Source organism: Corynebacterium pelargi (assembly GCF_014635485.1).
GTDB classification, from domain to species: domain Bacteria; phylum Actinomycetota; class Actinomycetes; order Mycobacteriales; family Mycobacteriaceae; genus Corynebacterium; species Corynebacterium pelargi.
Map to the genome: position 1 here is coordinate 153513 of NZ_BMCX01000003.1, position 14163 is coordinate 167675.

Consider the following 14163-nt stretch of genomic DNA (forward strand, 5'->3'; position numbering starts at 1 on the left):
TAAGGAATCACCATGACTTCTATTGACACGTTCTTGTGGGTCGCGTTTCCTTGGCTTGCCATCGTCGCGTTTGTGCTGGGCATGTCTTGGCGTTGGCGTACCGATCAATTTGGTTGGACCACACATTCCACCCAAATCTATGAATCAAAGCTGCTGCGCATCTCCTCGCCACTATTTCACTGGGGCATGATGTTTGTGATCCTTGGCCACATCATGGGCTTGGCATTTCCTAAGTCCTGGACTCGTGCCGTAGGCATCTCAGATGCCGCCTATCACCTCATCGCTACCATCCCCGGCACCATCGCCGGTATCGCCGCGGTGCTGGGATTAGTGGGATTGATATATCGCCGCGTGCACACCCGCTCGGTGTTCCTATCCACCTCCACCTCAGACAAGGTGATGTATGTGCTGCTTGGCCTCGCCATCTTGAGCGGCTTTGTTGCCACGGTGAGCACCCAGGTCTTCGGTGGACCTCATGGCTACGATTACCGCGAGACCATCTCTCCTTGGCTGCGCCAATTACTCATCTTTAACGCACACCCGGAATGGATGGCTACGGTACCCTGGCAATTCAAAGTCCATGTACTTGCCGGTTTTACCCTGCTAGCTATTTGGCCTTTTACTCGCTTGGTGCACGTGTTTTCTGCTCCAGTTGGCTATACCACTCGCCCCTATGTGGTGTACCGCTCCCGGGATACCAGAACACAGCCCACTCGCCAACATGTGGCTTGGGAGCCGGTACGCTCAAACAAACGCCAGGTGCATGAACCCAATGATGAAGGCCAGTGGTACGGCGCATAGTCTTCCAAGGGCACCGCGCACCAGCGTTGGTGCCCACCACTTTTCCCAGGAGGAACGCCCTTCATGCGTATCGCGCTGCCGCTGGCCCTCGTTTTGCTTCTTTCAGCCTGCGCACAAAATGGGCAGCTCACGGTTTTTGGAGCTGCCTCGACTCGTCTGATTAATGAGTCCCTAGTCCAGCAAAGCGGTGAAGACCTGCAATTTCACAACGCCGGTTCCGCCACCTTGGTGCAACAACTTCGTGAGGGCGCACCGGCAGACGTGCTCATCACCGCCAATGAGGCCACGATGCAACAAGCCCAAGACGCAGGCCTTGTCACTCACCCGCGCGCGGTGGCCACTAATTCCATGGTGTTGATCGTGCCCAAGGGCAACCCCGCGGGAGTTCGCGGCATCGACGATCTGGACAAGGCTGTGGTGGTGATATGCGATGTGCAAGTGCCCTGTGGCGATACCACCGCTCGCTTAGAAAAGGCCAATAATGCCACCATCACACCGGCCTCGCTTGAACAATCCGTTTCGGATGTGTTGGGCAAGGTGACTTCCGGCGAGGCCGACGCAGGAGTGGTCTACCAAAGCGATGCCGCCGCCGCGGGCGATAGCGTGGAAGTAATTGAGATCCCTCACGCCAATGAATACCCCAACCGCATCATGGCGGCGGTGGTCAAGGATAGCTCCCATCGCGACCAAGCCCAGGCGGTTGTCGATACTCTAGGCTCAGAGCAGTTTCGTGCCATTTGGCAAGAGCAAGGATTTACACCTCAGTGATACAGCGACGAGCCCCTAGCGCCCCTGTGTGGGTTCATTTCCTTTCGGCGCTTGCCGGGGCATTCCTCCTGCTGCCACTCATAGCCTTGCTCACACGGGTTGCCTGGTCGGATGTGTTCAGCGTCGGTGTGCGCGAAGATTCACTCGCGATGTTCGCCTTAAGCCTGAGCTCCGCTGTGATTGCCACACTGTGTTGTGTGCTGCTGGGTGTGCCCCTTGCATTGTGTTTGCAGCTTCTCCCCCGTGGCGCAGGTCTTGCCCGCGGTTTGGTGCTGTTGCCTTTGGCCATGCCTCCAGTGGTAGCCGGTCTAGCTCTTAGTGCCGCCTTCGGGCGTCAAGGTCTGATGGCACCGCTTTTTGATGCCACCGGCATCCAATTGGCGTTTAGCTTCGCCGGGGTTGTGGTGGCGCATTGTTTCATTGCGCTTCCTTTTGTGGTGGTCACCGTGGATGCAGCCTTAAGGCAATTTGATCGCGAGGTGTGGTACTCGGCCCAAGCCGTTGGCATGACCCCCACCAGGGTCATGCGCCAGGTGCTCTTGCCTGGGGTGCGTCCGGCGATCCTCAGTGGCGCCGGCTTGGCTTTTGTGCGCTCACTGGGAGAGTTTGGTACCACCTTGACCTTCGCCGGTTCTTTGCCGGGTGTCACCCGCACCCTGCCGGTGGGCATCTATTTAGCTAGGGAGACGGATCCCAATCAGGCCTACGTCTTAGCGGCGTTGTTGGTTGGATTGGCTGTAGCAGTACTTGCTCTGGTGGCGGCGCTTGGGAAACGCCCCCGCGGTGGCGTTCACGAGGCAGTGGAGCTCGGAGCCATTGATGTTGCAGCCCTGAGTGCGCTCAGTGCAAGTGATGCACAAGCCCCCAGTATCACGGTGGATGATTTCCACGCCCCGGCTGGGCACACCACTGCCCTGATTGGCCCGAATGGCGCAGGCAAGAGCACGCTGCTTGGCAAGATCGCTGGAAGGATCAACGCCGAGGTGTACCTGGACGCCCATCAAACCACCGAGCCGATGTGGCGGCGCGGAGTGGTCATGCTGCGGCAGAATCCAGGGTTGCCGCAGCACTGCACCGTAGAAGAAGCCATTGCCATGGTGCACCCGAAGGCTGCTGCATTGTTACGCGCTGCGGGCTTAGATCCGCTTGCTGCGGTGCCTACGGCTGAGCTTTCTGGTGGCCAGGCTGCTCAGGTGGCTTTGTTGCGGGCTTTAGCGGCCAGACCTCGGGTGTTATTGCTTGATGAGCCCCTCGCGGCGGTGGATGTTGCGGCAGCCCAGCATTGGCGCGCGTTGCTTGCCGCTGCCACCAAGGGGCGCACGGTGGTGTTGATTAGCCACGATCCCACCGATGTTGCCACCTTGAGCACGAAGGTTGCGGTGATGGAGCAGGCGAAGGTGTTGAGCATCGTGGATACGCAGCAGGAATTTAGCCGCCCCAGGACTACCTTTGCCGCGTCTTTTGCCGGTATTAACCGCCTTGAAGGCCAGGTGCTTGGCTATGAGAAGGGCATTGCGCGGATGCGCGTCGGAGATATCGACGTGGTGGGCAGAGCCGATGAGGATCTACGCCTTGGCCAGCAGGCTGTTGCGGTCTTTGCCCCTGATGCGGTGACCTTGAAGGTTCCCCAGGATCCGGTGGGGGTAGAGTCGGCGCGAAATCAGTGGGAGGGGCGGATCACATCGCTGGAGTTCCATAAAAATATTGTGTTTGTACGTGTAAAATTTGCTACAGCATCGATTGCGTTGCACACGACCCAAGCCTCCGCGTTGCGCTTGTCTTTGGATGTTGGCAGCAGCGTGATCTGTGCTGTGAAAGCGCTCAATGTGCATGTTTATCGTGCGCCTACCCCACACGTCAGCACCGAGGAATCATGAACCAGCACCCCCCTCGTCCCGCAACGGATCTTTTTCCAGAGGCTCTAAAGCTCAGCCCGAAACAACGGCTGGTGCTTGATACCTTGGCCAATTATCCGGATGGGTCGCGCGTGTATGAGTTGGCCGAAGAATTAAATATGCACGCCAATACTATTCGCGGTCACCTTGATGAGCTCACCGAACGTGGCGCTGTGCATTCCTTTACCGCCCCTGCCATTGGCCGCGGTCGCCCCTCGTTGATTTATAAGGTTCGCATCCCCGATAACCGCACGGTGGCCGCCGAGTACGTCACCCTGATCGAGGTCATGGGCGATTACCTGGAGGAACAAGCAGCCACGCCCGAGGAATCAGCGGCGATGGCTCAGGCCATTGGTAAGCGTTGGGGCGAGAAGCTGCGCGAGCGAGGCCTGGAAAATCCCGAGTCCAGCCAGGGTTTTTTAGGCAGGATCACGGCCTATCTTCGCAGCATGGGCTTTGATCCCATCCAGGAAGTCAGCACCGAAGACGGCACAAGCATCTCCATGCGCAGTTGCCCTTTGAGCTCTAATGAGTTCCACCCAACACCGTTTATTTGTGCAGTGCACGAGGGCACCTTGCAGCAATTGCTTGACGACGACCGCATGCACCTAAATCTTGTGCCCTACGATCAGCCGGGCCAGTGTTGCGTGGAAATCACGCGAAAGCAGGCTTAGGCCTCTAAGACCTCGGTCTGCACCGGTCCGGCCACGCTGAGTGGCAGCACCCGCATGCCGGAGCTTTCTGCCTCTTGCAGCAACTGGGGGTCGAGTTCTTCGCTAATGAGCACCATGGCGGTCGGGCCTGCACCTGAAAGGTAGGCGGCAACGCCACGGTTACGCAGTCTATTGACCCACTCCGCGGTCAAAGGAAGCACATCCGCGCGGTAGGGCTGGTGGAGGCGATCCCTGGTTGCTTCCCACAACAGCTCGGGGTGATGTTGCAGCGCAACCGTCATCAATGCCGCGCGAGAAACATTGAAGCGGGCATCAATATGGCTGATCTCGTTCGGGAGTACCTGGCGCACCGCATCAGTAGAGGCACGCTCGCTCGGGATCAGTGCGATGCCACGGATGGATTCGTGCACCGGGATTGGCACGGCCTTGTACTGGGGATCAGTGCCATCGACGGGAGTGGATGTCCACGACACCACTGCCCCACCCATCACCGAGGCGGCGGCATTATCGGGGTGGCCTTCAAATGCGGAAGACAATTGCACCAGATCGGCGGTGCTCAATACGTGTCCGGCCAAGGCATTGGCTGCGGCGACACCGGCAACGGCAGCGGCAGCAGAAGATCCCAAACCGCGTGATTGAGGAATGCGGTTGTGGCAGTGCACTTTCAGCCCCGGTGCTTGAACGCCGGCGGCTTCAAGTCCAGAGCGAATGGCGCGCACTACGAGGTGGCGCTCATCAAGTGGGACTTCACCCTCGCCTTCACCTTCGACGATAACTTCTAAGCCTTCAGAGGTGATTTCGACCCAGATGTCGTCGTAAAGCGAAAGGGCAAGCCCTAGGGTGTCGAAGCCTGGGCCAAGGTTCGCAGAGGACGCGGGCACGCGCACATGCACGCGACGCCCGATGCTCAATTGCTGCATTAGTTCTCCATCAAACGGATCACGCTGGTGATCTTTTGTACCGCATCGATGCTCTTGATCTTTTCCACGGTTGCTTGCAAGTCTTTTTCCTTGGCCGCGTGGGTCACCACGATCAGGCGGGCAACGTCCTCGCCACCTTCCTGGCGCACTGTCCGCAGGGAGATGCCGTTATCGGCGAAGATCTTTGCAAGTTCTGCCAGCACACCCTGGCGCTCTTCTACTTCCATATCGATGTGGTAGCAGGTCAGCACGTCGCCGAAATCGGCGATCGGGAGGTTGGCGTAGGTGGACTCACCGGGGGCGCGGCCACCGAAGACCTTGTTGCGGGCGGCTCCAACAATATCGCCGAGCACCGCAGAGGCGGTGGGGTTACCGCCGGCGCCGTTGCCGTAGAACATCAAACGTCCAGCGGCTTCGGCCTCAACGAACACGGCGTTGAAAGACTTGGACACGCTCGCCAGCGGGTGCTCGCGATCCACCAGGGTGGGGTGCACGCGCGCCGAGACTTTTTCTTCGCCCTGCTCATCGCGGAAGCGCTCGCAGATGGCCAGAAGCTTGATGGTTTGGCCTGCTTGCTTAGCCGCCTCAATATCATCGGCGGTGATATGGGAAATGCCCTCGCAGTACACATCTTCGAAGGTCACGCGGGTGTGGAATGCAAGAGAGGCCAAAATAGCGGCCTTGGATGCGGCATCGTGGCCTTCCACATCGGCGGTGGGATCGGCCTCTGCATAGCCCAGGCGAGTGGCCTCGGCGAGCATGTCATCGTAGGAGGCGCCGGTGGAATCCATCGCATCGAGGATGAAGTTGGTGGTGCCGTTGACGATGCCGGCTACCGTCTCCACCTGGTCGCCTGCCAGGGAACGACGCAGCGGTCCTACCACCGGGATAGCTGCTGCAACAGCGGCCTCGAAGTACAAATCAACGCCGGCTTCATCGGCTGCCTGAGCCAGTTCCTCGGAGTGCGCAGCCACCAGCGCCTTATTGGCGGTGACCACGGACTTGCCGGCCTTGAGAGCCTCAAGCACAAGCTTGCGGGGGTAATCAATACCGCCGATCACTTCCACCACGATGTCCACATCGTCGCGTCGAAGCAGCGACTCAGCATCGGTGGTGAGCAAACCAAGCTCGCTAGCAAGGGAGCCCTCGTGCTTTTCTAGGCTCGAGGCAGCCACACCGCGGATCTCCAGCGGGCCACCGGCGCGGTGGAGGAAGTCCTCGCTATTTTCGTGGATCAAACGAAGCACCTGGCTACCGACGGTGCCATAACCTAAGATGGCCAGGCCAACGGGCTCACCTGCGCCCTTACCGGGCTTGAACATGGTTTGAGGTGCGGTGGTCATAGTGCTCCTAGAAAATGTTGAGGCAAATGCCCATCTATATTAACTACACAAGAATACTTAGCGCTTCTTCGCTGGGATAGATACCCCTTGGCCAAGGCCGTCGCAAAGGCCTTCAAGCGCGCTTCTAGCCTTCCATGGCAAGGAAGTCCTCGATGGTTTCGCGGCGAACCATCAGGCGCGCTTTGCCATCTTTGACGCTGACGACAGCCGGGCGGGTAAACATGTTGTAGCGGCTGGCCATGGCAAAGCAATAGGCACCAGTAGCTGCTAAAGCCAGCAAATCGCCAGGGCGAATATCATCCGGGTAACGCTGATCGGCAATTAAAATATCGCCCGATTCGCAGTGGCTTCCCACCACGCGGGAATCGCAAAGCTCGCCTTCGCACAGGCGGCTGACCACGCGCGCATCGTATTCTGCCTGGTACAGCGCTGGGCGAATATTATCGCTCATGCCGCCGTCGACGGCGATATAACGCCTGGTCAGCTCGTCGGTCACGTTCACGTCCTTGATGGTGCCCACCTCATAGATCGTGACGGTGGAAGGACCTGCGATAGCTCGGCCGGGCTCCACCATGATGGTGGGGGCTTCGAGCCCGAGGCGATCTGCTTCTATCTGGACGCGACGAATCAGGTCTTCTGCCACAGCCTGCACATCGAGCGGGGTGTCTTTTTCGGTATAGGCAATGCCATAGCCGCCACCAAGGTCAAGAATGGGCAGGCGGGTATCGAGTTCTTCTTGCAAGGTGTTTTGCAAACGCATCAGGCGCTTGGCCGCCAGCGAGAAGCCCTCGGCATCAAAGACCTGGCTACCCACGTGGCAGTGCAGGCCTCGCAGATCCAACCAGGGGTGGTGGAAGGCTTGCTCGGCGGCTTGTTTTGCTGCCCCGCTGGCAAGCGAGAATCCGAATTTCTGGTCCTCGTGGCTGGTGGCAATAAATTCATGGGTGTGGGCATCAACACCGGGGGTTACACGCACCAGAACCGGCTGCACCTTGCCCTGGCGCTCGGCTTCTGCACCAAGGGATGCAATTTCTTGGAAGCTATCGAGCACCACGTGCTCAACGCCGGCGCTCACACAAGCCTGAAGGTACTGGGCGGACTTGTTATTGCCGTGCGCGGTGATGCGCTCTGCGGGAAATTCCGCGGCTTGAGCCACCCGCAGTTCGCCATAGCTTGCTACGTCGAGCGAGAGGCCTTCTTGGGCCACCCACCTGGCAATTTCGCGGGTTAAAAAGGCCTTGGAGGCATAGTGCACACGCTCAGGGCCGCGATAGGCACGGGCAAGATCACGGCAGCGGCTACGGAAGTCGTCTTCATCCACCACAAACAGTGGCGTGCCAAATTCTTGGGCGAGTTCCGGCAGCGACACCCCGGCGATGCTGACTACGCCGCTCTCATCGCGGGAGGCATTTTTTGGCCACACATGCGCAGGCAAGCCGTTGAAATCACCTTCGGGAAAGGTGATGCGCTTGGTAGGCGAATAGCTAGAGGTGTACTGAATACCGACTACGTGATCCATGCGAGGTTTTCTCGTTTCTATACAAACGCCACCAGGCTTGATGCCTGTGCAGCACAGTGCTGTTGAACATCTAAAGATGCACCTAGCACTGATCTAGGCGCATCTTCAGTGTGGTGTGCCCGCTTTTTACATGCGCTCCGGTGCGCTCACACCGAGCAGGCCAAGAGCATTGGCCAGTACCTGTCGGGTGGCTGCTGCAAGCGCCAGGCGTGCGCTGTGCAAATCGCTGGCCTGCTCGTCTTGCTTGGGCAGGATCTGGCAGGAGTCGTAGAAGCGGTGGAAGGTGCCCGCGAGCTGCTCGGCATAGCGCGCCACGCGGTGAGGTTCGCGCAAGGTGGCGGCTGCTTTGACTACGGCGGGGAATTCACCAAGGGTGCGAATAAGCTCGCCTTCGCGCTCATGGCTGAGCAGGCCCAGGTTATCGGTGCTTGAGGCCACACCGAGGGCTTCTGCCTTGCGGGCAATGGAGCACAGGCGGGCGTGGCCGTATTGCACGTAGTAGACGGGGTTGTCGCTGGATTGGGAAGACCACAGCTCCAAGTCGATGTCCAGGCTGGAATCAACGGAGGATCGAATCATGGCATAGCGTGCTGCATCCACGCCGATGGCCTCGACCAGGTCGTCCAAGGTGATGACGGTGCCGGCGCGCTTGGACATCTTTACTGCCTGGCCATCGCGAACCAGGTTGACCATCTGGCCAATGAGCACTTCCACCGTGTCTGCGTCGTAGCCCATGGCTGCGGTGGCTGCACGCAGACGGTTGATATAGCCGTGGTGATCGGCGCCGAGCATGTAGATGCAGAGGTTGAAGCCGCGTTCGATCTTATTGGCAACATAGGCGATATCACCGGCGATATAGGCGGCCTCGCCGTCGGATTTGATCACCACACGGTCTTTATCGTCGCCGTAGTCGGTGGACTTCAGCCACCAGGCGCCATCTTCAAAGTAGAGATTGCCATTGGCCTTGAGCTTTTCGACGGCCTTTTCCACAGCGCCAGTTTCAAAGAGTTCATTTTCGTGGAAGTAGACATCGAAATCAGTGCCGAATTCGTGCAGCGATGCCTTGATGTGAGCGAACATCAGCTCCACGCCGCGGGCGCGGAATGCCTCGCTTTGTTCTTCGCCTTCAAGCTCCATCACCTCAGGGGCGGACTGCACGATATCTGCAGCGATCTCCTGGATATAGTCTCCGCCATAGCCGTTTTCAGGAGTGGGCTCACCCTTGGCAGCAGCCACAAGGGAGTCGGTGAAGTTATTGATCTGCTTGCCGTGGTCGTTGAAGTAGTACTCGCGGGTCACCGATGCGCCGGAGGCTTCTAAGACTCGACCTAAAGCATCGCCCACAGCAGCCCAGCGGGTGCCGCCAAGGTGGATGGGGCCGGTGGGGTTTGCAGAGACGAACTCAAGATTGACGTTGCGGTCTGCGTAGATCTCAGAGTGGCCGAAGGCCTTGGCCTCGGAAAGAATATTGGCCACGATTTTGCCTTGGGCGTCTGCGGCAAGGCGGATATTCAAAAAGCCGGGGCCGGCGATCTCGGCGACCTCGATGGCTTCGTTGCTGCTCAGGGCGTCGGCAAGCAACTGGCCAAGCTCGCGGGGGTTCATGCCGACCTTCTTGGCCACTTGGAGTGCAATATTCGTGGCGTAATCGCCGTGCTCGGGGTTACGAGGGCGCTCCACCACCACCTGCTGTGGCAGCACAGAGGCGTCGAGCTCGCGGCTTTGCAGCAGCTCGGTGGCGGTGGAATGAATCAGGTGGCTTAGGTCGGCTGGAGTCATGACTAAGCAGTCTAATTGCCCCAGCCCTTGGGCGAAAACCTAGCCCACAACCATCCAGCCGAGCACGGAGGTGGACTGCAGATAGACGATGATGCAGATATACACCAGCAAGCCAAGGGAGTACTTCCAAGCCTGCGCCATGATCTTTCTTTCGCCGTTTTCCATCGCCACCGCAGTCGCCGCGATCGTCAGGGTTTGAGGGCTCATCATCTTGCCCAAGGTGGCGCCGGCGGTATTGGCACCAATCAGCAGTGTTGGGCTGACACCCACCTGCTGCGCGGTGGTGGCCTGCATCTGAGAAAACAGTGCATTTGCCGAGGTTGCGGAGCCGGTGACCCAGGTACCGATCCAACCCAGCACGGGTGAAAGCAGCGGGAAGATGGTGCCGGTTGCTGCCAGGAAGGCGCCGATGGACGCGGTTTGTCCTGACATATTCATCACATAGGCCAATCCCATCACTGCGGCGATGGTCAGTGCCGAATAGCGCATCTTGTAGCCACCTTCACCCAAGGCCGCAAAGGCCTTGAGCAAGGACATCGGGTACTTACCGCCCTCGGAGGTCGCGGCATAGACCAAGGCGGTGATGATGCCGCAGAAGAACAAGATGGTGCCCGGTGTGGACAGCCAGTTGAAGTTGAAGATGGTGTTGGTAATTGGCTCTCCTGCCTCATTGACCAGGTTGCCGTGTAGGCCTGGCCATTCAATCTTGATCGAGGTGCTATTGAGCGCTGCCGGGAGATCAACGCCGATGCGCCAGAGGCTGGTAATGGAGAACACCACCACGATCAGCACATATGGGAACAGTGCGAGCACGGCGTTGCGGGTATCCAGGTGCAGTTGGGAAGCGTCGATTTCCGAGGCCTGTTCCTTCGGGGTGGTTGGCTTCCATACTCGCAGCAGCAAGACGCCGGCGGTGAGCGAAAGCAGGCAGGCGACGACGTCGGTGAGCACATAGGAGAAGTAGTTCGAGGCGAGGAATTGTCCTCCGCCGAAGGTCACGCCGAGGGTGATGGCCATGGGCCAGGTTTGGCGCACGCCTCGCATACCGTCCATGATCAGCGCGAGCACGAAGGGCACCACCAGCGCAATCAGCGAGACTTGACGTCCTGCCATCGCAGCGACCTGGGCGCCTGGCAGCTCGTTGAGCAAACCGGCGGTGGTCACAGGGATGGCCATAGCCCCGAAGGCCACCGGTGAAGCATTGGCCACGAAGGTGACGAGCACGGCTTTCATGGGTTTGAGCCCGATGGCTAGCAGCATCGCGGCCACGATGGCGATGGGTGCGCCGAAACCTGCCAGTGCTTCGAGGAGTCCGCCGAAGGCGAAGCCGATGAGCATGGCCTGGACGCGCATGTCGCCGCGGCCGATTTTGGAGAAGATGGTGCGAAGGTCTTCGAATCGTCCGGATTTGACGGTGAGGTCATAGACCCATACGGCCATCCAGATGATGTACACCACGGGGAAAAGGCCGAAGGCCACGCCTTGGGTCAGCGAGGCAAAGGCCAGGTTGGCGGGCATGCCAAAGAGCAGGATGCCGGTGGCCAGGGCCACGCCCACGGAGGCGATGGCCGACCAGTGCGCCTTCATTTTCAGCACCATGAGGAAGACGAAGAAACCCACGAGCGGCAAGATTGCGCACAGGGCCGAGAGTCCGAGGCTGCCGCCTACGGCACTCGTGGAGGGGGTAAACATGATTGGGAGTGCTCCTTCATGCACAGCGCAGAGTGTGTAATAAGACACAAAGGGTCTGCGAACGTTTCCATTTCACTGCTTCCCACTATTGACCCGCACCGCGGAACTAGACAACTTTTGCATCCGGCAACAAAGCAAGATCGGCCGCGGGAAGTTCGGGAAAGTAGCTAGGAACGGGGAAAAGAATTAAAACGTATTTTCCACCACATTTCTTTTGGCGCGGGCTCAAATCCACGTCGGCTCAGGCCATGATTTCCTTTGCAGAAGTCGCTTCTAGCCAGAGGAAAAGGGATTTAAGAAACATTGGTATTTCTTAAGTCTTTGCAGCTCAACCGCTATCTCGGGCGAAAAGTTACCCAAGATTTTTCGCTAGGATGGCCATCGACCGGTGACACCTAGGGCTTTGCCCCTTGAACGTGCCACACCAGCATTTCCAGAAATATTTTGAAGGAGCAAGAAACGTGAGAGTTGCGCTCTTTTCCACGTGTATCGGCGACGCGATGTTCCCCGATGCATCCAAGGCCACCGCGCTGATCCTTTCCAGGCTCGGCTATGAAGTGGTCTTCCCCGATGCCCAAACCTGCTGCGGGCAGATGCACGTCAATACCGGCTACCAAAAAGAAGCCGTGCCGTTGATTCGCACCTACGTCGACGCCTTCGCCGATCCTTCCATCGACTTCGTGGTCGCACCTTCCGGCTCCTGCGTCGGCGCTGTGCGCGAGCAGCACGAACACGTAGCCTCCCGTTATGGCGATGCTGCCTTGGTGGATGGCGCGAAGAAGGCCGCGAAGAAGACCTATGATTTGCCGGAATTTCTTATCGACGTCGCCGGCACCGACCAGCTCGGAGCCTTCTTCCCCCACCGGGTGACCTACCACCCCTCCTGCCACGGCTTGCGCTTTATCAAGCTGGGCGATCGCCCCTATCGCCTCCTGCAAAACGTGGAAGGCATCGACCTGGTCACCTTGCCCAATGCTGAGGAGTGCTGTGGCTTTGGTGGCACCTTTGCCCTGAAAAACGCCGAGACTTCGGCGGCCATGGTCTCTGATAAGGCTCGAAATATTAAGTCCACCGATGCCGAGTACGTCACCGGCGGTGATTCTTCCTGCCTGATGAATATTGCAGGTTCGCTTTCTCGCCAGCATATGGGCGTGCGAGCAATTCACCTGGCCGAAATTCTGGCTTCTACCAAGCAACATCCCTGGACTCCCACCACCGCCGCTTACTCGAAGGAGAGCATGCTGTGAGCGTTTCACTCGGAACCCCCAAGATGCCGCCGCGCGCCTCGGATATTTCCCTGCTGCGTGGCAAAGAGCGCTTTCCTAAGGCCGCCCACGACGGGCTGTATAACGCCACACAGCGTCGTAACCTGCACAAGGCAACCACCACCATTCGCGAGAAGCGCGCCAACGTCATCAACGAGATCGACGATTGGGAGGCCCTGCGCGAGGCAGGCTCTGCCACCAAGCGCGATGTACTCGCCCGCCTTCCTGAGCTGCTGGAGCAATTTGAAGCAGCAGTGACTGCCCGCGGCGGCCATGTGCACTGGGCACGCGACGCCGAAGAGGCCGGTCGCATTGTCAAAGACCTTGTGCAGGCCACCGGCGAGAAGGAGGTGGTCAAGATTAAGTCGATGGCCACCCAGGAAATTGCTTTAAATGAGCAGCTCGAATCCGTTGGTATCCACGCCCAAGAAACGGACTTGGCGGAGCTGATTGTGCAGCTTGGCCACGACCGCCCCTCGCATATTTTGGTGCCGGCTATTCACCGTAACCGCGCCGAGATTCGCGATATTTTCGTCCACGAGATGCCCAACACCGATGAGTCCTTAAGCTCGGAGCCTGCGGAGCTGGCCGAGGCCTCGCGTAGTTTCCTGCGCGAGCAGTTTATGAAGGCCAAGGTTGCTATCTGCGGCGCCAACTTCGGTATTGCCGAAACCGGCCACGTCACCATCGTGGAATCTGAGGGCAATGGCCGCATGTGCCTCACCTTGCCGGAAACCCTGATCTCTGTGATGGGCATTGAAAAGATCTTGCCCACCTTTGCCGATTATGAGGTGTTCTTGCAGCTTCTGCCCCGCTCTTCTACCGGCGAGCGCATGAACCCCTACACCTCCTTGTGGAGCGGCGTGACCGAAGGCGATGGCCCTGAGAATTTCCACATCGTGCTGCTCGATAATGGCCGCACGGCTGCCCTTTCCAACGAGATTGGGCGCGAGGCACTCAAGTGCATTCGTTGTTCTGCCTGCCTGAATGTCTGCCCAGTCTACGAGCGTGCCGGCGGCCATGCCTATGGCTCGACCTACCCAGGTCCCATTGGCGCGATTTTGACCCCGCAGCTTACGGGCATGGAGGATGATCAATCGATCAATGGCTCGCTGCCCTTTGCCTCCTCACTGTGTGGGCGTTGCAATGAGGTGTGCCCGGTAAAGATTCCTATTACCGATGCCCTGTTGGAGTTGCGCCACCAGAAGGTCAGCGAACACAAGCCCTTCGTTGAAGGCTCATTGATGACTGCCATGCAGTTCACCTGGGGCAATGAGACGGTGTGGAATACCTTGTCGCGCATGGTCTTCCTCGGCCGCGTCATGGGTGGCTTCAAAGGCAAGATCACTCACCTGCCCAGCTTCCTATCTGGTTGGACGGATTTCCGCGATGTGCCTGTGCCGCCGAAGAAGTCCTTTAGGCAATGGTTCGAAAGCGATGAAGCTCGCGAACTGCTCACCCAAGCCCGCGAGCAAGGCCTCGCAGACGATTCCAAGGAGAACTAAAA

The 14163-nt window shown here is 58.7% G+C and carries 11 protein-coding genes; 6 read left to right on the forward strand and 5 right to left on the reverse strand.

The genetic code is table 11. From position 1 onward, the window contains the following. The first annotated feature begins 12 nt into the window (after positions 1–12). The 4 genes from narI to IEU99_RS07165 all read left to right on the forward strand — a co-directional run bounded on the left by narI (position 13) and on the right by IEU99_RS07165 (position 4138). Positions 13–801: a respiratory nitrate reductase subunit gamma gene (gene narI / locus IEU99_RS07150; protein WP_128890028.1), complete on the forward strand. Its 789-nt coding sequence runs from the start codon at positions 13–15 to the stop codon at positions 799–801. 63 nt (positions 802–864) lie between these two features. Next, positions 865–1569 carry a molybdate ABC transporter substrate-binding protein gene (modA, locus tag IEU99_RS07155; protein ID WP_128890029.1) on the forward strand — a complete coding sequence of 235 codons (705 nt, stop codon included), beginning with the start codon at positions 865–867 and terminating at the stop codon, positions 1567–1569. Between the two features lie 86 nt (positions 1570–1655). Next, complete coding sequence (locus IEU99_RS07160) at positions 1656–3446, forward strand: ATP-binding cassette domain-containing protein (protein ID WP_229718422.1); 1791 nt, start codon at positions 1656–1658, stop codon at positions 3444–3446. Next, positions 3443–4138, forward strand: coding sequence for a helix-turn-helix transcriptional regulator (locus tag IEU99_RS07165; RefSeq protein ID WP_128890030.1), 696 nt, complete (start codon positions 3443–3445; stop codon positions 4136–4138). The genes IEU99_RS07160 and IEU99_RS07165 overlap by 4 nt, the downstream gene beginning before the upstream one ends. Here the strand turns inward: IEU99_RS07165 and thrB are convergent. From thrB to IEU99_RS07190, 5 genes are all read right to left on the reverse strand, one after another. After that, complete coding sequence (gene thrB / locus IEU99_RS07170) at positions 4135–5058, reverse strand: homoserine kinase (RefSeq protein WP_128890031.1); 924 nt, start codon at positions 5056–5058, stop codon at positions 4135–4137. The two genes, IEU99_RS07165 and thrB, sit on opposite strands and share 4 nt — an antisense overlap. Then, positions 5058–6401 carry a homoserine dehydrogenase gene (locus IEU99_RS07175; protein ID WP_128890032.1) on the reverse strand — a complete coding sequence of 448 codons (1344 nt, stop codon included), beginning with the start codon at positions 6399–6401 and terminating at the stop codon, positions 5058–5060. Before IEU99_RS07175 ends, thrB begins: the two co-directional genes overlap by 1 nt. Positions 6402–6525: 124 nt before the next feature. Further along, positions 6526–7920: a diaminopimelate decarboxylase gene (gene lysA, locus IEU99_RS07180; RefSeq protein WP_128890033.1), complete on the reverse strand. Its 1395-nt coding sequence runs from the start codon at positions 7918–7920 to the stop codon at positions 6526–6528. Positions 7921–8046: 126 nt separating this feature from the next. After that, positions 8047–9699, reverse strand: a complete 1653-nt coding sequence (gene argS, locus IEU99_RS07185; protein ID WP_128890034.1) for an arginine--tRNA ligase — start codon at positions 9697–9699, stop codon at positions 8047–8049. Positions 9700–9738: 39 nt separating this feature from the next. Continuing rightward, on the reverse strand, positions 9739–11391 hold the full coding sequence (locus tag IEU99_RS07190) for an L-lactate permease (RefSeq protein ID WP_128890035.1): 1653 nt from the start codon (positions 11389–11391) through the stop codon (positions 9739–9741). Positions 11392–11852: 461 nt separating this feature from the next. On the opposite strand from IEU99_RS07190, the gene IEU99_RS07195 reads away from it, so the two are divergent. Beyond that, positions 11853–12638, forward strand: a complete 786-nt coding sequence (locus IEU99_RS07195) for a (Fe-S)-binding protein (protein ID WP_128890036.1) — start codon at positions 11853–11855, stop codon at positions 12636–12638. Next, the gene (locus IEU99_RS07200; protein ID WP_128890037.1) at positions 12635–14161 is read left to right on the forward strand and encodes a LutB/LldF family L-lactate oxidation iron-sulfur protein; all 1527 of its coding nucleotides are present in this window, start codon (positions 12635–12637) and stop codon (positions 14159–14161) included. Before IEU99_RS07195 ends, IEU99_RS07200 begins: the two co-directional genes overlap by 4 nt. Positions 14162–14163 lie beyond the last annotated feature (2 nt).